Here is a 19,116-nt window from a genome sequence, read left to right on the forward strand (position 1 = left end):
GCCCCTGACCGCGCCGAACCTTGGTGACGTCGGGGCGGCGCGTCCGTTCCGCCGCGTACGTGACAGCTTTCACGGAGCCGCGGGGGCCACCGGCCGGGTCTCCCTCCGGCGTCGGGCCTCGGCCGCGGCCACCGTGCGAGTCGATCGGAGAGAGCGATGAACACGCTGACCGGGAGGCGCCCCTCCCGCCGCAAGAGCGGGGACGAGCCGGTGGACCGGCTGGGTGTGGCCGTCGTGGGGCTGGGCGGCGCGGTGGCCACGACCGCCGTGGCCGGGGTGGAACTGCTCAGGCTCGGCGCCTGCGGTCAGGACGGGCTTCCGCTGGCAGCGCGTACGGACCTGGTGCCCTACGAGGGGCTGGTGTTCGGCGGCTGGGACGTGTCCGCCGACGACCTAGCCAAGGCCGCCCACTTCCACCAGGTGCTGGACCCGGCCCAGATCGAGGCCGTGGCGCCCCGGCTACAGCGGGTGCGGCCCTGGCCGGCCGTGGCCGATCCGGCCTACTGCCGCGGGGTCGGCGGCGCCAACGTCACGCCGTCCGGCGGCCTGCGCGAACAGACCGACCGGATACGGGAGGACCTGCGGCACTTCCGGGCCGAACAGGAGCTGGACGAGGTGGTCGTGGTCAACCTCGCCTCGACCGAGCGGCAACCGGACCTGGCGTCGCCGTCCCTGGCCTCCCCCGAGGCGTTCGAGGCCGCGTTGGACGGTGGGAGCGAGGCGATCACCCCCGCCATGCTCTACGCCTACGCGGCGCTGCGGGAGGACATGGCGTACGTGAACTTCACCCCGAGCGTCGGAGCCGACGTACCGGCCCTGACGCAGTTGGCCGAGCGACGGGACGTGCCGATCGCCGGCAAGGACGGCAAGACCGGGCAGACCATGGTCAAGACGGTCCTCGCCCCGGCGCTGCGGTCCCGGGCGCTGCGGGTGGAGGGCTGGTACTCCACCAACCTGCTGGGCAACCGCGACGGTCGGGCGCTGGAGGATCCCGGCTCGCTGGCCAGCAAGACGGCCACCAAGGAGTCGGTGCTGGACGCGGTGCTCGGCTACCCGGTCGAGGACCACCTGGTGCGCATCGACTACTACCGGCCGCGCGGCGACCGGAAGGAGGCGTGGGACAACATCGACCTGGTCGGCTTCCTCGGCCGCCGGATGCAGATGAAGATCGACTTCTTGTGTCAGGACTCCGCTCTGGCCGCCCCGCTGGTACTGGAGCTGGTACGGCTGCTGGCGGAGGCGCGGCGCCGGGGGGAGCGCGGGGTGCAGGAACAGTTCGGGTTCTTCTTCAAGGCCCCCATGACCGTCGACGGACGCGTCCCGGAGCACGCGCTGCACCGACAGGAGCGCGCCCTGCTGGACTGGCTGGACGGTCGGGCGCCGCGGGACGGACAGTCGTGACCCGGGCCGCTCCCCGTCCGGCGCGGCAGGCCTCGCCCCGGGTGCCGCGCGATGCCCTGCGGGCGGCCGCCCCCCTGCTGCGCGAGGTCGGCGACCTCAAGCGGGTCCGGACGGCCGACAGCACCGTCTCGATGGCCGAACGCGCCTTCCTCCGGTCGTGGGCGGCGCTGGTCCGGGGTGCCGACCCCGGCCGGATCGCCACCCTGGAGTGCGCCGCCGCCGTGGCCGGAGCACGTCTGGCGGGTGTGGACGGCCCGGTGCTGCGGCAGTGCGGGCTGACGGCCTCCGAGGCGGCGGCCGTGCTGGCCCGCTCGGTCGGACGGCACGCGGGCAGGTTGGACGCGGTGACCCTCGGCCGGCTGCGGGAAGCTCTGCCGCGGCTGGCCGCGGCGGAGCGCCACGGCGCCCCGGCGCCGAGGTTCGCGGTGGACCTGTGCGCCCAGCCGCGGGCGGGCGCCACGCGGCCCGACCACCCGCGGCTGATGGTGGAACCGCCCGAGAGCCACGGTGACCACTGTTGGGCGGTCGCCGTCTACGGCGGCTTGCTGGCCGAGGCGTTCGGCGCCGACCCCACCGACGCCTTCCTCCTCGGTCTGGCCCACCACCTGCACAACGCGGTGCTGCCCGACGCGGGCTTCGCCGGGGAGGAGCTGCTGGGCGAGCACCTGCCGGGCATCACGGCACGGCTGACCGATCGACGACTCGCGGCTCTGCCCGGCCCGCTCGCCTCGCGTCTGACCGGTCTGCTCGCCCTGCGGGAGGAGGCCGTGCACCCGGCCGCACGGGCTTTCCACGCCGCCGATGTACTCGACCGGGTGTTGCAGGTCCACCACCACGCACGGGCCGCCGCCTTCACCGCCGAGCAGGCCTTGGACGATCTGGACCTGGTGCATCCCTGCGCGGTGTCCGGCTTCCACCGGGCCGTGCTGGCCGCGACGGAGGCGGCGTGAGGAGCCCGGCGGCGGGCCCCGCGGCGACACCGGTCGCGACCGGTCTGGTCAGCCCGGTCGGCGGGGCCCCGCTGCGGCCGCACGGACCCGGTCTGCTGTTCGACGGCGAACGGCTCTGGCCCGTCGTGGCGGGCATCCCCTGGCTGCGCGCCGGTCGCGAGGAGCTGCGTGAGCGGGCCGTGCGCCGTATCGAGGAGGGCGACCCGGACGGTGCCGCGGTCGCCCTGCTCGCGGACACCGACGACTGGTGGGACGGTCCGATCCCGCCTCCCGGGAGGCTGCGCGCCGCGCTGAAGGCGACCACCTTGCGCGAGGCGGTGGTGCTGTTGGGCCTGGGCAGGGTCGGGGACTACTTCCTGCACCGGTGGAGCGACCCGACCTGGCTGGCCGTGCTCGCCCTGACCGCGCACCACCCGCCCGGTCGACGACCGGTGTTGGAACTGGCCTGCGGCACGGGGCACCTGCTGCGGGAGCTGGCGCTGCGCGGGCACCGGGATCTGACCGGCATCGACGTGGTCTTCGCCAAACTGTGGCTGGCCCGGCGGTTCGTCGTGCCCGAGGCACGGCTGGTGTGCGCCGACCTGACCGCACCGTGGCCGCTGCGCCCGCACGGGCCGGCCTACGTGACCTGTCACGACGCGCTGTACTTCCTGCCCCACAAACGGGAGGTGGTGGACCGCGCCCTGCGGTACGCCGACGGCGGCGCCGTCGTTCTGGGCCACTGCCACAACGCCCTGGTCCCCGGACCGAGCGCCGGTCTGCCGCTGGACCCGGCCGGCTGGCGGTCGCTGCTGCCGGGGGCCGTCTGCTACGACGACGCCGATCTGACCCGCGCCCTGCTGGACGGTGCCGCCCCCCGCCCGCGTCCGGTGGCGGACCTGGCGCACTGCGAGGCCCTCGCCCTGGCCGATGCCCCACCTCCGCCGCCCGGACAGGGCCTGCCGTCCCCGGCCCGGCCCGTCCCCGGGCGGCCCCTACGGCTCAACCCCCTCTACCGCGACGGTCTGCTGCACTGGCCGAGCCCACGCTGGCGGGACGAGTACGGGCGGGATGCCGCCGGCTACCTGCCGAGCCGTGTCGTTCTCTCCCCCGCCCTGCTCGCGGACGCACGAGCGGGGCGCCTGACACCCGAGGTGGCCGGGCTGGCCCGCCGCAGGGTGCTCCTGGACCTGCCGGAGCGGTGGTGAACGCCGACACGTCGGCCGCCGCGGCCACCTGCCGGTGGGCGATCGCCGGGTGCGGATGGGTCGCCCGCGACCACTTCCTGCCCGGACTGCTGGAGGCCGCCCGGCAGCGGCCGGCCACCGCGGTCCCCCGCCTGGTCGCCGTGACCGACACCGACCCGGTCGCCGCCGCGCGGCTGGCCGCCCGGGCGCCCGGTGTCCGCGCCGTCCCCCACCTCGCGGGTCTGCTGGCCGACCACCGGCCCGACGCGGTGTACGTCGCCACGCCCAACCACGCCCACCGCCCCGTGGCCGAGGCTGCCGCGGCGGCGGGAGCGGCGGTGCTGTGCGAGAAGCCGCTCGCCGCCGACCTCGCCGACGCCGAGCGTCTGGTCGCGGCCTGCGAACGCGCGGGGGTGCCGGCGGCCACCGCCTACGACCAGCGGTTCCACCCGGCCCACCAGGCCGCGCGGGACGTGGTGGCCTCCGGCGGGCTGGGCACGGTCACCGCGGTGCGGATCACCTACTGCTGCTGGCTGCCGCCCGCCTGGTCGCCGGACGGCGGCCACTGCGACAACTGGCGCGCCGACCCGGCGCGGGCCGGTGGCGGAGCCCTGATCGACCTGGCTCCGCACGGACTCGACCTGGTGGGGGTGCTGCTCGGCGGGGACGACGTGACGCGACTGGCGGCGCTGGTGCAGCATCGGGTGCATCCCTACCGGGTCGACGACGGCGCGGTACTGGTCGGCCGGACCGACGGTGGGGTCCTGGCCTGTCTCCACGTCGCCTACAACACCCCCGACGCGCTGCCCCGCCGCCGACTGGAGATCGTCGGCACCCGCGGGCTGCTGACCGCAACCGACACCCTCGGTCAGGACGCCGGAGGTGCGATGTGGCTCACCGGCGCGGACACCGCGCGGCGCGTTCCCGTTCCGTTCGACGCCGGCGCCTCGCCCTTCGTCGGGCAGGTCCGCGGGTTCTCCGCGGCCGTGGCGGCGGCGCGCGCCGGCACCGCGCGGGAGCGGGTCTGGCCGTGGCCACTGCGGCGCGACCTGGCCCTGCACAGGCTGCTGTTGGAGGCGCTGGCCCGCGCCGACGGGACCACTGCCGAAGCTCCCCCCTCGCTTCCGGCCGCGGCCCGGATCCCCTTCACCGCCGAGGAAGGCCGACGATGACCCTGAGCATGTACGCCTGCGTCCACTGCGGCCACTGGCAGCGGTGGTTCGACACCCCGCCCGCCTGTCCGGTCTGCAGCGACGTGCGCAACGCGCTGCCCGAGGACGGCTGGGACCTGGTGGAGGAGAAGACGGTCGACGCCCTCCTCGCCGCCGACTGGCACCGGCCGACCCCGGGCGTCACCGGGTTCCGCACCGTCCCCTCCTTCGGCCTGGGGTCGACGGGCTGGCTGATCGAGACCGGGAACGGCAACGTCGCCTGGGAGGCGGCACCGTACTACCCGCCCGAGGCGCTGGCCGAGATCGAACGGCTCGGCGGCATCGCCTGGCTGGGCTCCAGCCATGTGCACGGTTACGGCGCCCTGTGGCAGCTCCAGCGGCACTTCGCTCCCCCGGTGGTCGCCGTCGGCACGCGGGACCTGGAGTGGACCAAGGCGTTCCGGGTGACCTGGCCGGTGGACGAGACCCTGGAGCCGGCCCCGGGGTTGACGGTGTACCACACCGGCGGGCACTTCGACGGCCACTGCGTCCTGCACGACGCCCGCCGGGGGATCCTCTTCTGCGGCGACGCGCTCAAGGTCGACCTGGACGGCACCGTGCCACGTGCCCTGTCCTGCCACAAGGCCTACCACGCCCGCGTACCGCTCTCGCACGGCGAGGTGCGGCGCTACCGCTCGGTGATCGGAGGGCTGGAGTTCGACGCGGTCGCCACCCCCTTCGAGTTCGCCGCCCCGGTGACCACCGCGGACGTGATGCGCCTGTTCGACCACCAACTGTCCGGACAGCCCACCACGGAGGCTCTCGCGTTGGGAGCCGGAGGGTGAGCGCCACCGAGACGCACCCGGTGGTGCGGGCCTACCGCGCCGCGCTGGCGCCCGGGGAGCAGGACGACTTCGACATCGGCGCGGCCGACCGCGTCGGCCTCCCGGTGGTCTCCGCCGACCACCTCGGCCCGGACGGCATGCGCAAGGGTGCCTGTGGCTACGGGGCCGGCCCCGACCAGGCCCGTGTCGGGGCGTACGGCGAACTCGTCGAGGAGGTGCTGTCGGCGCGGCACCTGGCGCGCACCGAGCGCCGCCGGGCCTCCTACGCGGAGCTGGTGCGCGAGCGCGGCCGGGACCGGGTCGCCGACCCGGTCCGCCTCGTCCTGCCGGCCGGCGCGGACTACGCCCCCGAGCGCCCCCTGGACTGGGTGCCCGCGCGCCGTTACCGCACCGGCGAAGAGGTGTTGGTGCCCGCCGAGTTCGCCGCGGCGTGCGGCGGAGACCTGCCCGGGGACCCTCCGCCGGGGGGCTGGTTGACCACCCCGGTCACCAACGGACTGGGCGCCGGGGACACCCCGGAGCGGGCCCTGTCCCACGCCCTGCTGGAGGTCCTCCAGCGCGACGGCAACGCCACGGCGCACCGCGCGATGGACGAGGGAGTGGTGATCGAGTTGGACGAGGTCGCCGACCCGGTCACCGTCTCGGTGCTCGGGCGGCTGCGGGACTTGGGCGTGCGTGTGTTGCCCAAGTTGGCCTCCACGCAGCTCGGCATGGTCGACGTCCACGTCGTCGGCGTCGACGCCGATCCCACGGCTCCGCCGCTGGTCCTGACCGCCTGCGGGGAGGCCGTCCATCCCGACCGGGAGACGGCACTGCGCAAGGCGGTGTTGGAGTACGTCTCCTCCCGGGCGCGGAAGGTCTTCTTCCACAGCCCGCTGGAGACCGTCGCGCGGATCGCCCCGCCGGGCTACCTCGACCGCGAACTGTCCTCGCCCCTGGCGGAGCAGGAGCCGCGCGCCCTGCGGGCGATGACCGCCTGGGCCGGCTTGGACGGCCCGCGTCTGCTGGCGCTGTTGGAACCCGCCGTGCTGGCGCAGCGCTCCACCGTGTCCTTCTCCGGCCTGCCGACCGTGCCGGCCGGTTCCCTGGAGGACCCCGCCACCCTCCTGGCGGACCTGCTGCGGCGGCTCGCCGACTTCGACGTCCTGGTGATCGAGACGGGCGGCCCGGACGGGTACGCGGTCAAAGCGCTCGTCCCCGGCATGGAGGTGGAGACGATGTCCTACGCACGGATCGGGGAACGCGGGGTGCGGCGGCTGATGGAGCGCGGACGGCCCTTGGCCGGAGTGGGCCCCCTCCCCCACTCCGGGGCGCGACCGGTCCACCTCACTTTCGAGGCCCGCGAACGGCTGGGCGGACCCGCCTGGTTCGACGTCGAGGCCGCCCGGGAGGCAGTGGGGGCGCTGTACCCGCTCTACCGCGAACCGGACCGCCACGCGGTGGCCCGCACCGCCGCGGGAGCCCTCCGATGAGCGCCTCGGCGGGCGACGGCCTGCGCTACGCCTACAACACCAACGGCATGACCTCGCACCGCCTGCCGGACGCGTTGGCCCTGCTGGCGGACACCGGGTACGACGGTGTCGCCCTCACCGTGGACGTCGCCCACCACGATCCCTTCGCGCCGCGTCTGGCGGCCCGCACCGCCGCGCTGGCCCGCCGACTGGACCGCCTGGGGTTGGACAGTACCGTGGAGACCGGGGCGCGGTTCCTCCTCGACCCGAGGCGCAAACACGAACCCACCCTGGTCACCCCCGATCCGGCCGGTCGGGCCCGCCGGCTGGCCTTCCTGCGGCTGTGCGTGGACATCGCCGCCGATCTGGGCAGCGAGGCGGTCTCGTTCTGGGCGGGGACACCGGCCCCGGGCACGGACACCTCTCCCGGCGGGGCGGTCTGGGGGCACCTGGTGGACGGAGTGCGCGCCGTCGTGGCGTACGCGTCCGAGCGCGGCGTGGTGGCGGCCTTCGAGCCCGAGCCGGGCATGCTCGTGGAGGACTGCGCCGGCTGGTCCCGCCTGGCTGCCCACGTTCCCGGCCTGCGACTGGCGCTGGACACCGGCCACTGCCTGGTCGCCGGCGACCTGGCGCCCCACCAGGCGGTGCTGGGTCACGCCCGGGACCTGGGGGCGGTGGCCGTGGAGGACATGCCCCGCGGCCGGCACGAGCACCGTGCCCCCGGCGAGGGCGACATGGACCTGCCCTCGGTGCTCGGCGCGCTGCGCGCCGTGCGGTACGGCGGACTGGTGAGCCTTGAGCTGTCCCGCGACGCCCACCGCGCCGACGTCCTGGTGCCCGGGGCGCTGCGAGCACTGCGGCACGCGGAGCGGGCCGGGATCGACGGGGCCCCGGACGCATCCGCCGCGCACGGCGTCGCCGGTTCCCCGGAGGGAGTGCGATGAGGATCTGCTTCGTGTCGCGGCGCTACTGGCCGACCGTGTCGGGCATGAGCGCCTACGCGGAGAACCTGCTGCGGTCCCTGACGGCCGCGGGGCACGAGGTCACCCTGGTGTCCCAGTACCGTGGCGACCGGCAGGGACGCGCCGTCTACGGCGGCGGCCCTCCCCCACCCGAACGGGTCCCCCGGGGCGTGCGCCTGGTGGCGCTGGAGTCCCTGGGCGAGCAGGCCGTCGCCGACGGGCGGCCCGCGGACTTCGAGGCCGATGTCGCCGCACTGTGCGACACGATCGCCGACCTACACGCGCGCGAGCCGCTGGACGTGCTCCATGCCCAGTACGGATACCCGCCGGGGCTGGCCGCGGTGGAGGCATCGGAACGGCTGGGTGTTCCGTCCGTGGTCTCCATTCAGGGCGGCGACGGGCACTGGGTCGGCACCTGCTGCGCCACGCATCGCGCAGCGGTCCGGCGGGTCCTGCGGGACGCCCCCGCCCTGCTGATCGGCTCGGCCTCCTTCGCGGCCGAAGTCGCAGCCCGCCACCGGATACCGGTCGAGCGCTTCACGGTGGTCCCCGGAGCCACCGACACCGAGCTGTTCCGGCCCCGGCCAAGCCGGCGGCCGGGCACGATCGGCGACCCGCCGACGCTCCTCTACCACGGTCGGATCGACGTCCGCAAAGGCGTGTTGGACCTACTGGAAGCGGTGCGGTTGCTCCTGGCCGAGGGCAGGCGACTGCGGCTGCTGGTCTCCGGCACCGGCCCCGACCTGGACCGGCTGACCCGCCGGGCGCGGCAAGCGGATCTGGCCGACGCGGTGGAGGTGCTGGGCCCCACCGGCTATCACGGTGCCCCCGCCGTCTACCGCCAAGGGGACGTCTTCGTCAGCCCCACCTGGGCCGAGGGGTTCTCCAACACCATTCTGGAGGCGATGGCCTGCGGGCTTGCGGTGGTCTCCACCAGTGTGGTCGGGGTGGTGGACTGCGTGCGGGACGGCGTCAACGGCCTACTGGCGCCGCCGCGCGACCCCGGCGCGCTGGCCGGGGTGGTCGGGCGGGTGCTCGACGACGCGCCGCTGCGGCACCGCCTCGTGCGGACGGCGCTGGAGCAGGTGCGGTCCCGGTGGTCGTGGCCGGTGGCCGCCGGGCGCATCGGCACCGCGTACGAGGAGGTGCGCGCCACGTGGTCCGCCGGGGATCGGCCCGGAAGGGCTCCGGACGGCGGGACCACCGGTCCCGTCGTGGACCTGTCCTGTCGGTTCCGCCGCGCCCCGCACCTGCTGTGACCGCGCGGACACCGGGCACCCGCACGGCCGTGGCCGTCAGCCCGCACCTGGACGACGCGGTCTTCTCCGCCGGGGGCGTCCTGGCCGCCCTGGCCAGGGCGGGCTGGTCGGTGCGGGTCGTCACCTGTTTCACGGCCTCGGTCGACGACCCGTGCCCCTTCGCGCTGTCCACCCAGCTCGACAAGGGGCTGCCCGCGGAAACCGACTACATGGCCCTGCGCCGCGCGGAGGACACCGCCGCCCAGCGGATGCTGGGCGTGCTGCCCCCGCTGCACCTGCCGCTGCCCGAGGCACCGCATCGTGGATACGGCAGCGCGCCGGAACTCTTTGCCTCCCCTCGCGCCGGCGACACGGTCGGCGCGGAACTGGAGTCGCTGATCCGTCCACGCCTGGCACCGGCGGACCTCGTCCTCGCCCCGCAGGGGATCGGCGGCCACGTCGACCACGTGATCACGGCCCGGGCGGTTGCCGCCACCGCACCGCCCTCGCGCACCTGCTGGTGGCGCGACGTGCCCTACGTGGTGCGCGCGCCGTACGCCGCGGGTGGGCCTCCTCTCGGTCGGTCCGCGGACGCGATCGAGGTGACGGTGGACATCGGCGCCGTGCTGACGCGCAAGATCGCCGCAGCCGCCTGTTACACCTCCCAGTTGGGGTTCCAGTTCGGCGGCATCGAACGAGTCGGCGGGGTGCTGTCCGCCGTGGCCCGAACCGAGGCCCGCCGCACCGGCACCCGGTGTGGTCACGGTGAGGCGCTAAAGGCCGGAAGTCGGGCCCGGCGCCTTCTGGACACTCTCTTCCCGGAATGCCCCGAGGAGAGCCGGCACGCACGGTGACCTCCTTGACGCTCCGGCCGGAGTTCACTGTCGTGGCCGGTCGAAGCACTGTCTCCGACTGCGTTCGGCGGGACCTTTCCCGTCCTGTGCTCGGGGGGTGACGGTGGCCGGTGGGTGGAGGCGCAAGCGGGACGAGAGGACGAGGCCCCTGACCGTTGTGCCGGTGATCTCCCCCGTCAGCACTTCACGCGAGAGCCTCGCCGGTCCCGTGTCTCCGGGATCCGGGCCAAGGCCCGCACCGCCACCAAGCGGAGCGGTATCGGTGTGGGTATTCCGGTCGACACGGAGCGGATCGGCCGCCACGCTTTCCCCATGGTTTGGACCTCCGCGCTTGGACTCGCTCCTCCGGCAACCGCCTCTTCTCGTCCGGCCAAGGTGAGGGGCCGATGAGGGAAGCCCCGTCGGACGGCGGTGTGACCCCTGTGCTGTGGTTGTGCGGTCCGTCGGGGGTCGGCAAGACGACGGTGGCGTGGCAGCTGTACTCGCAGCTCGTGCGGGACGGAGTCGAAGCCGGGTACGTCGACATCGACCAGCTTGGCATCTGTTGTCCCGAACCCACCGCGGATCCGGGACGGCACCGGTTGAAGGCCGAGAACCTCGGCGCGGTGGTGACAGCGTTCCGGGCGGCCGGAGCCCGGTGTGTCATCGTCTCCGGTGTCGTCGACCCGAGCAGGGGCGTGTACGCCGAGCTGCTGCCGCGGACAGCGCTGACGGTGTGGCGGCTCCGCGCCGACCGGAAGGAACTCCGGCGGCGCTTCCTGAACCGCGGCAGCCGGGTCGAGGAGGTGGCCGAAGTACTGGAAGAGGCCGAGGCGCTGGACACCAGCGGCTTCGCCGACGGGTGCATCGACACCACCGGACACACCGCGACCGCGGTCGTACGGCTTCTGCGCGAGCACCTCGGCCCTTGGCCGACCCTCCCCGAAGCCGACGCGGCGCACGAGCCCTCAGGGGCGGCCGGACCACGTTCCTCCCCGGGCACGAGCACGCTCCGCGGTGTAAGTGGGCTCCGCTCCACCGGACGGCGACCGGGCACCCACAGGACCGCGGCCGATGAGCGGGTCCTGTGGCTGTGCGGCGCGACCGGCGTCGGTAAATCGACCATCGGCTTCCCTCTCCACCTGCGAGCCCTGCACGCCGGGTTCCCCTCGGCCTACATCGACCTCGACCAACTCGGCTTCTGCGCTCCCGCCTCGGCCGACGACCCGAGCCGTCACCGCGTCAAGGCCCGTGTCCTGGCAGCCGTGTGGCGGAACCACCGCGAAGCCGGGGCCCGGCGCCTGGTCATGGTCGGCTCGGTTGAGAACCAGTCCGCGATCGACCGGTACGCCGAGGCGCTGCCCGCCACGGCCACCACGGTGTGCCGCCTCCACGCGGGAGAGGAGGAGCTGACGCGCCGGGTCGTGCTCCGCGGTCAGGGCGGTAGCTGGCCGCAGCCGGGCGATCCGCTGAAGGGCCGGCCCACGGCGCATCTGCTGCGCATCGCGTCCGAGGCCACAGCGGATGCCAACGCGATGGAGCGTGCCGGGCTCGGCGACCTGAAGGTCGTCACCGACGGGCTCACCGTTGAAGAGAGCGTCGACGCTGTCTGTGCCCGGACGGGCTGGCCTGGTCCGGACCCCACTGCATGACCGCTGCTTCTCGACGGCACAGCCGGGCGACGCGCTGCTCCGTGCTGTCCCGACAGGTCGCCTCGTTGGGGGCGGTCGGTGGTCCGCAGGCGTGACAACCGTGGAACGACTGGTGCCGGACGAGTTGTGGGAGCTGTTCCAGCGAGCGGTGTCGCCCGCTCCGACCCGTCCGTGAGGTGGCGGCCGGCGCTCAGCCGCCGCCGACGGGAGCCGACCGTGCGGCGGTGCCGCCGCAGCTGCCGACGAGGAGGGGAAGGGCAGGGCCGGACACGTCGGTGCCGGACGGGTGAACAAGCACGTGAAGCCACTGGCGGAGACGGGTCTCTTCGCCGAGAAACCATCCACCAGGGGATTCACCACGTTGTCGGTCCGACTGCCAAGCCCGGTGCTCAGGTTGGAAAGGGCTCAAGTCCCGCGTGTTCCACCGGACGGGAACTGGACGCCTGCCGACGGTGCACCGTGGCTGCGGTGTACCGCCTCCCACAGCGCGGCAGCGACGGCAACCTCGGTGCCGGCGAGACCGACGGAGCAGAAAACGGTGATCTCGTCCGGGCCGGTCCGGCCCGTCGACGCTCCGGCCAAGACAGCACCCAGGTCGATCATCCGCTCAACGGGAAGAACGTGCGGCTCGGGGTAGCCGACTGCCTGGGCGAGGGAGTCGGTGAGGAGCACGTCAGCCCGGTCCGCCAGGGCCGCCGGCACCTCATGGCGCGCGACCGTTTTGGGTCCGAGCGTGGTCACATGCGTACCCGGCGCGATCCAGTCGGCATCCAGGACGGGCACCGTGCTGTTCGTGGCGACGACCACGACATCGTGATCACGCACTGCCTCCTCCACCGCGCGCACCGCCCGCGCCCTCACCCCCAACTCCTCGGCAGCCTGCCGGGCGAACGCTTCCGCGCGCTCCGGTCGGCGAGCCACCACCGTGACCTCCCTCACCTGCCGCACCGCGCGGATGGCCCACAACTGTGTCCACGCGTGCGTACCCGCTCCCACCAGCCCGAGCCGTATCGGTCCCGGCCTCGCCGCCGCGTCGACCGCTACGGCGCCTATGGCGCCGGTCCGCCGAGCGCCCAGCTCGTCGCCGTGTACCACGGCCCGGAGCCGACCATCGTCAGAGCCCCACACGGCCACCAGTTGTTCCGCTCCGACGAGGGTGTCGTAGGCGCGGAAGCCGAACAGCTTCTCCGTACGCAGATGCCCGGCCGTGAACACGAGGTGACCGTCCCCGAGGTCGGCGCGGATCCGGGGCGGCGCGTGGAGGACGCCTCCATGCGCCGCCACGAGAGCGTCCCGCACGGCGCGGACGGCAGTCGGAGCATCGAGGTGGGTACGCACGGCGTCGTCATTCAGCAACAGCACGGACATCACGTCCCTTCTCCCGCGAGAATCAACAGCGAGGAGGCACTCTGCCGGATCAGCGCGGTGCGATCATCCGTCCTCGGCCGGAATCATGGACTCCGACTCCTGGCCTACGCCGAAGGGTGGGACCCGCTCGGAGCGTGTCACGGAAGGCCGTGGGTGGGGTGCCTTCCGTGTACGGCTGGGGCATCCGAGGGGCGAGCGGGTGTGGGCGGAGACGTTGTGGTCGACAATGACCGCATGGATGTCACCGAGCTGCTCGAATCGGCTTCCCTTCTGGTCCCGGAAGAGATCGCCACCGAAAACGACATCTCGGCGCAAGACGTCTGGGACTACCTGGCCCACGACGAATGGCAGATCGCTCTGAGCCTGCTGGAGGAGTTCGGGAACGGGCAACCGTTGCCGTTGACGTTCTGGGAGCAGCTTGCCGAGGCGGCTGAGCGACTCGGCCTTGAGCGGAGCGCGGCTTGGTGCCACTGGCGACGCTCCGAGATCCGAAACGGAATGATCCGAGCGGACCTGACGCTCCGTCCGGCCACGGAGGCGCGACGCAAGACACCAATCCCCGGCCACGGTGTCTTGCGGCCCATGTGGGACATCGGGAACCTCTCCCCCACCGGAGGTGCTTCGGTTGACATCGCCGGGCTCTGGGTCGAGGACACGCCCGTTCTGGAGCCCGGCGGCCGCGCCACTGTCCGCCTTGTTCCCCTCACTCCCGCCCACTGGACGCATGTCGAGGTCGGCCAACAAATCAACATGCACGAGGACCGAACCGTGGCCGGCACCGCAGCCGTGCTGGCGATTCACCTCCCTGCCACCGCCATGCTCACGAGATGACGCCGACTGAGCTGCCGCCAACCTGAAGTCGCAGGTCGAAGGGCTGGTGTGATCGGTCCTCGGGGTGCTCGTGCTGGTCGTGGGTGGAAGTCCATGGAGAAGATCATCCGTCAGCGGTTGACTTCAAGGTTCGTCAGGGCGAGCAGAGCGCGCAGGAGCTGTGTGGTGCGGGCGGGGTCGGTGCGGAGCTTGGTGAGGATCCGCCAGTTCCTGAGGTGCGCGAAGCCGTGCTCGACCGGTGCGCGTCCCACGGCGAGGACGCGGTTGGCTGCCTTCTCGCCTGGGGTGAGCTTGTGGGTGCGGCCGGCGGCGTAGCCGGTGACGATCGCGGGGTCGAGGATGTCGTTGTCCAGGCCCCGGAAGCCGAAGTCGGCCAGCGCCCCGAGTGAGGACGTTCCTGGTCACAAGCGCGTGGTGAACCGGCCATCGGGCAGTTTCCGCAGCCGGCCGCGATCGACGAGTCCGACCGGCTTGCTGCGCAGCGGTCCCAGCTTGGAACGCACGCTGACGTCCACCCCCACTACCTCGCCGATCTCTCGGGCCATGACCGGTCCGGCGGCCTGCCGCACGGCGGCAATGACTCGCTGGTAGTCCCACGAGAGCGAGTCTTCCTCCACGCCCGGTTCGCGGTACGGGACCAGCATCACCTTCCGGCCGCCCACCTGCCCGGGCATCGGCGCAGCGGAGGCGTGTTCCTCAGTAAGCTGCCCGGTCATCCGTTCAAGGACACGTTCGGCGACGGCAAGCTCGTCCCGCTCGGCCCGCACTTCCGTCAGCTGTTTGGCCAGCTGTTCTTCGAGCTCATCCGGTTCCGCGCGACGCGCGGTGATCCGTTCCAGCAGCTCGGGGTCCACCATGCGCCGGAGCGTACGAGCGCAACCCGAGACGGCGGATGAGAAACCGGAAACCCGCACCTACCGGACGATCTACGCCCCAAACTGTCGTCTTACCGAGCAGCCCCGGCATCAGGCCGCCCGGATCCGGTCCCGCACCTCCGGCCGCACCTCGAACCCGGCCGCCTTGTACGTGGCGACGCCGCCGACGTTGGAACTCGGCGTGCACACACGTACGCTCGACGAGCCCATCTCCCGCAGCGCGGCCGCCCCGGCCACGGTGATCGCCCGGCCATAGCCGCGACCACGGTGGTCCTCGTGGACGCCCATCGGCTCGACCAGCCCCGGCCTCCCCGGGCCGGCCGACCACACCGTCACCACCGCCGCCACGCTGCCCTGGTCGTCATAGGCGCCCAAGCAACGGGCGTCGGCGTAGAACGGCCCCGCCGACATCGCGTGCCAGTACTCGCGCGTAGGCCTCGAGGTGGTGAACGCCGACCGCAGGACGTCGGCGAAGTCCTGCGCGTGCTCCGGGCCGATCGACTCGATCCGCACGCCGGGGTCCTCCACCGGCTCGGTGAGGTCGCGGAAGAGCGGCATCCACGGCTCGTCGACGCCCCACCCCTCCTCGCTCAGCAGGTCGTGGAGCAGCAGGCCCAGCGGCGCCTCGATGGACACCGCTCCTTCCGGCAGCACGCCGCGCTCAGGCAGCGAGAAGTCCTCGACGAGCCGCCGCGCCAAGTCCTCATCCTGGAAAGCGTCCGGAGCGACCGTCATCCGCACCAGCGTCGGCGAGTCCAGCATCCCGACCGCGAGAATCCGCCCGTCCCGACTCCAGGTCCGGATCACCGCAGCCGTCTCGGCCGTTCCAAACCGGTAGTTCCAGCCGATGTCCCCGGGATGCAACTGCATCGGCGCTTCGTCGTGCTGCCACACCCGCAGCGCGGCCATGGCCTCGCGTACCCCGTCGACAGCCGGCGTACCCAGCACAATCGTCATAGCCGGGATCAGACACCCCGTCCCGAAGGTCCGCAACCGATTAACCGGGCCGGCCGCTGCTCCCGCAGCGGCCCGGCCAAGAGCTTCTGCTCCCGCAATGGCCCAGCGGCTTCGGTGCCCCCGTTCCGCGCGGCGCGCGGACAACGACATCCTCGACCCCGTGATCGTCACCGGCTACACCGCCGGCCGCACCCACAAGCTCACCCCAGGCGAGAAGGCAGCCAACCGCGTCCTCGCCGTGGGACGTGCACCGGTCGAGCACGGCTTCGCGCACCTCAAGAACCGGCGGATCCTCACCAAGCTCCGCACCGACCCCGCCCGCACCACACAGCTTCTGCGCGCTCTGCTCGCCCTGACGAATCTCGAAGTCAACCGCTGACGGATGATCTTTTCCATGGACTTCCGTCCACGACCAGCACGAGCGCCCCGAGGACCGATCACACCAGCCCTTCGACCTGCGACTTCAAGTTGACGGAAGCTCACTGTCCCGACCTCACACCGGTGCAGACATCTCCGTACTTGGTGGAGCGCTCACGGGAGGACATCGACAACAGGGGGCACCGGGTGGGCGCCGGTGACCACGCGCCGGCGGGCCTGAGCGGTCTCGGCAGCCAACTCGGCCATGTGCCGGTTGACTTCCGCCTCCAGTGCCGCGGCGAGCACCCGACGCGCGCCCTCACGGACGATCTCGTCGCTCAGGGAGCCGGACTGGGTCGAGCCGTCCTCGGTGACTACGCTGAGCACGGGTGTGCCTTCCCGACTCGCGCGCCAACACGAGCCTACCCGGTGACCATCACAGGATCATTCGGGAAGGTACGCCGCGTTCCCCCCGGGGTTGATCCACAGGCCTCGAACATTGCTCTTCACCCCGCTCTTTGACGCCTTATGAGCCGAAGCCGCACTCAGGAGGAACACCGATGGACACCATCGTCTCGGCAGGGCGCGTGCTGATCGGCCCGCGCGGCCACCACATCACCGACGCGGCCGTTCTGGTCCAAGACGGTGTCATCGCCGACGTCGGTCCCCGGGCGGAGGTGGAGGCCCGCGCGCCACACGGGGCGAGCCGCTTCGACTATCCGGGCGGCACGCTCCTGCCGGGGCTGATCGACGCCCACGTGCACCTCGTGCTCGACGCCGGCCCCGATCCGGTCGCGGCCCTGCAAGGCACCGGCGACGCGGAACTGAGCCGCGGCATGGCCGACCGGGCGCGCCGGCTGCTGGACACCGGTGTCACCACCGTGCGCGACCTGGGGGACCGAGGCGGCCTCGCCGCCCGTCTGCGCGACGACATCGCCGGCGGCCGACTGCCCGGCCCTCGCATCCTCGCCGCCGGCACCCCGGTGACGGCGCCGGGCGGGCACTGCTGGTTCCTCGGCGGCGAGGCCGACGGCCCAGAGGCGATCCGCACAGTGGTCCGCCGCAACATCGAGAACGGGGCCGACATCATCAAGGTGATGGCCACCGGAGGCGGCATCACCCGGGGCGGCCCCGCGATCTGGGCGGCACAGTTCACCGAGACGGAGCTGCGCATCGTGGTGGAGGAGGCGCGCGGCGCCGGGCTGCCGGTCGCCGCACACGCCCACGGCACCGCCGGGATCGCCGCCGCGGTGGCCGCCGGCGTGGACACCCTCGAACACTGCACCTGGATGGGCCGGGACGGATTCGAGGTGCGCGAGGACCTCATCGACACCATCGCGACCAAGGGCATCGCGGTGTGCCCGGCGGCCAGCCCCGACTGGCGCGGCTTCGCCCGGCGCTTCGGCCCCCAGCGCGCCGAGGAGATGTTCGGCACGCTGCGCCACATGCGCGAACGAGGGGTGCGGCTCATCGCGGGCACCGACGCGGGCATCAGCCGGGCGGTCTTCGACGACTTCGTCTCCAGCCTGGAGTTCTTCCAGCACATCGGATGCACCCCGGCCGAGATCATCGATCTGGCCACGCACGAGACCGCCCAGGCCCTGGGCATCGCGCGCGAGACCGGTCTGGTCCGCCCCGGCCACCGCGCCGACCTCCTGGTCGTGGACGGCGACCCCCTCGACGACCTCCAGGCCCTGCGCGCCGTACGCCTGGTCATGGCAGACGGACACTCCCGCCCCTCACGCCTGCTCCTTGAGTGAACCGTTTTCATCCTGTCGACGGCGCTCATGAGTGCTACTCCCGTGAGTGCTGCTCCCGCATGTGATCGGGGGTGTCGGGATGCGCTCAGAGTGCTGTGTGGCCGTCGAGCACACCGCGAGATCGCTGTGTGTCCAGGCGGGCTGTCTGCCGTGCGGGCGGCGGCCAAGGTGGTGGTGAACCGCAGGTCGCCGTCGGCCGAGGGGCGGCGGGCTCGGCCGTGGCCACTTGCCCGAAGACGATTCGGCCACCGTACTCGCGTACCTGCCGGCGTCCGCGCTCGAGGATCTCGGAGGGCGGGGTACCGTCGAGGACGATGAAGCCGTGCACGGCGGCGGCCGGGGCGTTGCGCGGGGTGCCGCTGTCGATCACGACGACCGAGCGGCGCGAGCGGGCCGGCATCAACGCGCCGTTCAGGCCCGCGGCGCCGCCGCCGATCACCACTACGGCCACGGCCTCGGTGGGCAGGGCATCGCTCTCGTAACGGGAAGTCTGCGCAGGCATGTCGCGCCCTTTCGTCGTACCTGGCCCCTGTGTCGGACCAGCTGTCTGCGACGTTGGACCCACGTTGCATCCGAGGCATACCATGTTGCCTGTGACGCAAGAAGATGGGCAGTTGGACAGCCTCGTACGCAAACGGATCCGCGCGCTGCGCGTCGCACAGGGCTGGTCCCTGGAGGAGCTGGCCACGCGCGCCAACCTCAGCCAGTCCTCACTGAGTCGCATCGAGAACGGTCGGCGTCGCCTCGCCCTGGACCAGCTGGTCACCCTCGCCCGTGCCCTGGACACCACCTTGGACCAGCTCGTGGAGAACGCCGCCGACGACGTCGTCATCAGCCCGATGATCGACGGCACCCACGGCCTGATGCGCTGGCCCATAAAGAGCGAACCCGGTATGAGCGTGATGCGTCAGCGGATGACCGACCCACCACCCGACAACCCGGCCCGCATGCGCGCCCACCCCGGCCGCGAATGGCTGGTGGTGCTCTCCGGAACCGCCGTCCTCATGCTTGGCCACCGGCGTTTTCGCATCGAGACCCACCAGGCCGCGGAGTTCCCCACCATGCTGCCGCACGCCATCGGCGCCGAGGGCGAACCCTGCGAGATCCTGGGCATCTTCGACCGCGACGCCCGCCGGGGCCACCAAAAGGACACCGGCGCCGACGGTCCCGAAGCCGACCGCGGAGGCACGTAGGGTCCCTGCGAACAGCGGACCACAGTCGCACCGAAGGCCCACGGCGCGGTGGGCGACATTGCGTGTCGGGCAGCCCATCAAGCCACCTTCTTGCGTATTACGCAAGGGATCGTGCGGAGGCAGCAT

18 protein-coding genes and 2 pseudogenes are annotated in these 19,116 nt (G+C 72.8%); 14 read left to right on the forward strand and 6 right to left on the reverse strand.

Annotated features, from left to right (window positions below; genetic code table 11):
* Positions 1-156: 156 nt before the first annotated feature.
* The 10 genes from F0L17_RS00480 (at position 157) to F0L17_RS00525 (ending at position 11,649) form a co-directional block, all read left to right on the forward strand.
* On the forward strand, positions 157-1,401 hold the full coding sequence (locus tag F0L17_RS00480) for an inositol-3-phosphate synthase (RefSeq protein WP_155069245.1): 1,245 nt from the start codon (positions 157-159) through the stop codon (positions 1,399-1,401).
* Complete coding sequence (locus F0L17_RS00485) at positions 1,398-2,351, forward strand: HD domain-containing protein (RefSeq protein WP_202917819.1); 954 nt, start codon at positions 1,398-1,400, stop codon at positions 2,349-2,351. The genes F0L17_RS00480 and F0L17_RS00485 overlap by 4 nt, the downstream gene beginning before the upstream one ends.
* Entirely contained in the window at positions 2,348-3,538 is a 1,191-nt protein-coding gene (locus F0L17_RS28210; RefSeq protein ID WP_202917820.1) for a methyltransferase domain-containing protein, read from the forward strand. Before F0L17_RS00485 ends, F0L17_RS28210 begins: the two co-directional genes overlap by 4 nt.
* Positions 3,535-4,689 carry a Gfo/Idh/MocA family protein gene (locus tag F0L17_RS00495; protein ID WP_162465615.1) on the forward strand — a complete coding sequence of 385 codons (1,155 nt, stop codon included), beginning with the start codon at positions 3,535-3,537 and terminating at the stop codon, positions 4,687-4,689. Before F0L17_RS28210 ends, F0L17_RS00495 begins: the two co-directional genes overlap by 4 nt.
* Entirely contained in the window at positions 4,686-5,513 is an 828-nt protein-coding gene (locus F0L17_RS00500) for an MBL fold metallo-hydrolase (RefSeq protein ID WP_155069246.1), read from the forward strand. The genes F0L17_RS00495 and F0L17_RS00500 overlap by 4 nt, the downstream gene beginning before the upstream one ends.
* Positions 5,510-6,985: a YcaO-like family protein gene (locus F0L17_RS00505; protein ID WP_202917821.1), complete on the forward strand. Its 1,476-nt coding sequence runs from the start codon at positions 5,510-5,512 to the stop codon at positions 6,983-6,985. Before F0L17_RS00500 ends, F0L17_RS00505 begins: the two co-directional genes overlap by 4 nt.
* Positions 6,982-7,908: a sugar phosphate isomerase/epimerase family protein gene (locus tag F0L17_RS00510; RefSeq protein WP_155069247.1), complete on the forward strand. Its 927-nt coding sequence runs from the start codon at positions 6,982-6,984 to the stop codon at positions 7,906-7,908. Before F0L17_RS00505 ends, F0L17_RS00510 begins: the two co-directional genes overlap by 4 nt.
* Positions 7,905-9,185 carry a glycosyltransferase family 4 protein gene (locus tag F0L17_RS00515; protein WP_155069248.1) on the forward strand — a complete coding sequence of 427 codons (1,281 nt, stop codon included), beginning with the start codon at positions 7,905-7,907 and terminating at the stop codon, positions 9,183-9,185. The genes F0L17_RS00510 and F0L17_RS00515 overlap by 4 nt, the downstream gene beginning before the upstream one ends.
* A complete protein-coding gene (locus F0L17_RS00520; RefSeq protein WP_162465616.1) occupies positions 9,182-10,018 on the forward strand; it encodes a PIG-L family deacetylase in 837 nt (278 codons plus the stop codon). Before F0L17_RS00515 ends, F0L17_RS00520 begins: the two co-directional genes overlap by 4 nt.
* 386 nt (positions 10,019-10,404) lie before the next feature.
* Entirely contained in the window at positions 10,405-11,649 is a 1,245-nt protein-coding gene (locus tag F0L17_RS00525) for an AAA family ATPase (RefSeq protein ID WP_155069250.1), read from the forward strand.
* Positions 11,650-12,054: 405 nt separating this feature from the next.
* Here F0L17_RS00525 and F0L17_RS00530 read toward each other — a convergent pair whose 3' ends face one another.
* Complete coding sequence (locus tag F0L17_RS00530; RefSeq protein ID WP_155069251.1) at positions 12,055-13,017, reverse strand: ornithine cyclodeaminase family protein; 963 nt, start codon at positions 13,015-13,017, stop codon at positions 12,055-12,057.
* Positions 13,018-13,251: 234 nt separating this feature from the next.
* On the opposite strand from F0L17_RS00530, the gene F0L17_RS00535 reads away from it, so the two are divergent.
* The gene (locus F0L17_RS00535; RefSeq protein ID WP_155069252.1) at positions 13,252-13,848 is read left to right on the forward strand and encodes a hypothetical protein; all 597 of its coding nucleotides are present in this window, start codon (positions 13,252-13,254) and stop codon (positions 13,846-13,848) included.
* A 110-nt stretch (positions 13,849-13,958) separates the two neighbouring features.
* Here the strand turns inward: F0L17_RS00535 and F0L17_RS00540 are convergent, their stop codons facing one another.
* The 3 genes from F0L17_RS00540 to F0L17_RS00550 all read right to left on the reverse strand — a co-directional run bounded on the left by F0L17_RS00540 (position 13,959) and on the right by F0L17_RS00550 (position 15,680).
* Positions 13,959-14,225, reverse strand: coding sequence for a transposase family protein (locus tag F0L17_RS00540; protein ID WP_155069253.1), 267 nt, complete (start codon positions 14,223-14,225; stop codon positions 13,959-13,961).
* A gap of 24 nt (positions 14,226-14,249) precedes the next feature.
* Positions 14,250-14,705, reverse strand: a complete 456-nt coding sequence (locus F0L17_RS00545; protein WP_202917822.1) for a hypothetical protein — start codon at positions 14,703-14,705, stop codon at positions 14,250-14,252.
* Between the two features lie 108 nt (positions 14,706-14,813).
* Entirely contained in the window at positions 14,814-15,680 is an 867-nt protein-coding gene (locus tag F0L17_RS00550) for a GNAT family N-acetyltransferase (RefSeq protein ID WP_155069254.1), read from the reverse strand.
* 97 nt (positions 15,681-15,777) lie between these two features.
* On the opposite strand from F0L17_RS00550, the gene F0L17_RS00555 reads away from it, so the two are divergent.
* A complete protein-coding gene (locus F0L17_RS00555) occupies positions 15,778-16,059 on the forward strand; it encodes a hypothetical protein (protein ID WP_155069255.1) in 282 nt (93 codons plus the stop codon).
* 197 nt (positions 16,060-16,256) lie between these two features.
* Here the strand turns inward: F0L17_RS00555 and F0L17_RS28215 are convergent.
* Positions 16,257-16,424 (reverse strand): annotated as a pseudogene (locus tag F0L17_RS28215) (IS256 family transposase); the annotation flags it as partial.
* A gap of 173 nt (positions 16,425-16,597) precedes the next feature.
* Here F0L17_RS28215 and F0L17_RS00565 point away from each other — a divergent pair.
* Positions 16,598-17,797, forward strand: coding sequence for an amidohydrolase family protein (locus F0L17_RS00565; protein ID WP_155069257.1), 1,200 nt, complete (start codon positions 16,598-16,600; stop codon positions 17,795-17,797).
* A gap of 149 nt (positions 17,798-17,946) precedes the next feature.
* Here the strand turns inward: F0L17_RS00565 and F0L17_RS00570 are convergent.
* A pseudogene (locus F0L17_RS00570) lies at positions 17,947-18,299 on the reverse strand (FAD-binding protein); the annotation flags it as partial.
* Between the two features lie 82 nt (positions 18,300-18,381).
* On the opposite strand from F0L17_RS00570, the gene F0L17_RS00575 reads away from it, so the two are divergent.
* Entirely contained in the window at positions 18,382-18,990 is a 609-nt protein-coding gene (locus tag F0L17_RS00575; RefSeq protein WP_155069258.1) for a helix-turn-helix domain-containing protein, read from the forward strand.
* Positions 18,991-19,116 lie beyond the last annotated feature (126 nt).

It is taken from the genome of Streptomyces taklimakanensis, from assembly GCF_009709575.1.
Lineage (GTDB): Bacteria > Actinomycetota > Actinomycetes > Streptomycetales > Streptomycetaceae > Streptomyces > Streptomyces taklimakanensis.

What these genes read in the sequence shown, in the direction of transcription:
- F0L17_RS00525 (WP_155069250.1), top strand. Translation starts at nt 10,405, where the DNA reads ATGAGGGAAGCCCCGTCGGACGGCGGTGTGACCCCTGTGCTGTGGTTG.
- F0L17_RS00530 (WP_155069251.1), bottom strand. Translation starts at nt 13,017, where the DNA reads ATGTCCGTGCTGTTGCTGAATGACGACGCCGTGCGTACCCACCTCGAT.
- F0L17_RS00545 (WP_202917822.1), bottom strand. Translation starts at nt 14,705, where the DNA reads ATGGTGGACCCCGAGCTGCTGGAACGGATCACCGCGCGTCGCGCGGAA.
- F0L17_RS00550 (WP_155069254.1), bottom strand. Translation starts at nt 15,680, where the DNA reads ATGACGATTGTGCTGGGTACGCCGGCTGTCGACGGGGTACGCGAGGCC.
- F0L17_RS00510 (WP_155069247.1), top strand. Translation starts at nt 6,982, where the DNA reads ATGAGCGCCTCGGCGGGCGACGGCCTGCGCTACGCCTACAACACCAAC.
- F0L17_RS00555 (WP_155069255.1), top strand. Translation starts at nt 15,778, where the DNA reads ATGGCCCAGCGGCTTCGGTGCCCCCGTTCCGCGCGGCGCGCGGACAAC.
- F0L17_RS00515 (WP_155069248.1), top strand. Translation starts at nt 7,905, where the DNA reads ATGAGGATCTGCTTCGTGTCGCGGCGCTACTGGCCGACCGTGTCGGGC.
- F0L17_RS00480 (WP_155069245.1), top strand. Translation starts at nt 157, where the DNA reads ATGAACACGCTGACCGGGAGGCGCCCCTCCCGCCGCAAGAGCGGGGAC.
- F0L17_RS00575 (WP_155069258.1), top strand. Translation starts at nt 18,382, where the DNA reads ATGTTGCCTGTGACGCAAGAAGATGGGCAGTTGGACAGCCTCGTACGC.
- F0L17_RS00500 (WP_155069246.1), top strand. Translation starts at nt 4,686, where the DNA reads ATGACCCTGAGCATGTACGCCTGCGTCCACTGCGGCCACTGGCAGCGG.
- F0L17_RS00565 (WP_155069257.1), top strand. Translation starts at nt 16,598, where the DNA reads ATGGACACCATCGTCTCGGCAGGGCGCGTGCTGATCGGCCCGCGCGGC.
- F0L17_RS00535 (WP_155069252.1), top strand. Translation starts at nt 13,252, where the DNA reads ATGGATGTCACCGAGCTGCTCGAATCGGCTTCCCTTCTGGTCCCGGAA.